At 38.5% G+C, this 730-nt stretch carries 1 protein-coding gene; it reads right to left on the bottom strand.

Features of this window, described 5'->3' with window-relative positions:
• Positions 1-122 precede the first annotated feature (122 nt).
• Positions 123-353, bottom strand: coding sequence for a hypothetical protein (locus J1905_RS23525; RefSeq protein WP_214229630.1), 231 nt, complete (start codon positions 351-353; stop codon positions 123-125).
• Positions 354-730: the final 377 nt, after the last annotated feature.

Here is a 730-nt window from a genome sequence, read left to right as displayed (position 1 = left end):
GTTAATCAGAGGGTCGCTGGTTCGAGCCCAGCAGAGGGAGCAGATTACAAAAAGCCTTTCAGTGAAAACTGGAAGGCTTTTTGATTTTCAGGAAAATTGGAATTTTGGGGCTGGCAGAATTCTTAAATGTTGTTCACTTCAAATCCACCATAACTTAGCATTTCGGCGTTGTGAGATACGATAAGGCTCAATTCAAGTCTTTCAATGATATCCTTAGCTTGTCTGATGTTGCGATGCATATCGTTAATGCCTCTAATCTCGATGCCTTTGGTCATTACCTTGAATTTGTTGGGTTCGAATTTGTCGATGAACACTTGCAGATCGGGGGTGATTTTGATTGCTTTGTTTTCCATATAAGATGTCTTGTTGTTGTTGTTGCAAAGCAAAGCAATTGATTTTAAGTCTCTGGTGTAGCTGTGTTATCTTTTGGTTATCCTTAATGCAGCCGGTAGGAGCCGGAAGTTTAGGGGCAGTATCGATTGAGTATGATTTGGCCAATAGAGTGAGATCTATTGGTTCGATTAATATCTCTTATGATCTGAATGACAGGATTAATAGGTTCTTCTAAAAAAAAATATCTCAAATTATAGCTTCTAATATTGTATGATATAATTAAAATCCCTAATATTGCAGTCCCAAAACGAATAAGGCATTATGTTCTTAGGAATACAACCAGACACGTTTTCGGAAAGACCAGACTCCTTCTTAGCTCAGCTGGTTAGAGCATCTG

It is taken from the genome of Pedobacter sp. B4-66, from assembly GCF_018492665.1.
In the GTDB taxonomy this organism is placed as follows: Bacteria; Bacteroidota; Bacteroidia; order Sphingobacteriales; family Sphingobacteriaceae; genus Pedobacter.
This window is presented reverse-complemented; position numbering and strand designations above follow the sequence as displayed.

Bases quoted from the DNA above. Each gene is read 5' to 3' on its own strand.
- J1905_RS23525 (WP_214229630.1), bottom strand. From the start codon at position 353: ATGGAAAACAAAGCAATCAAAATCACCCCCGATCTGCAAGTGTTCATC.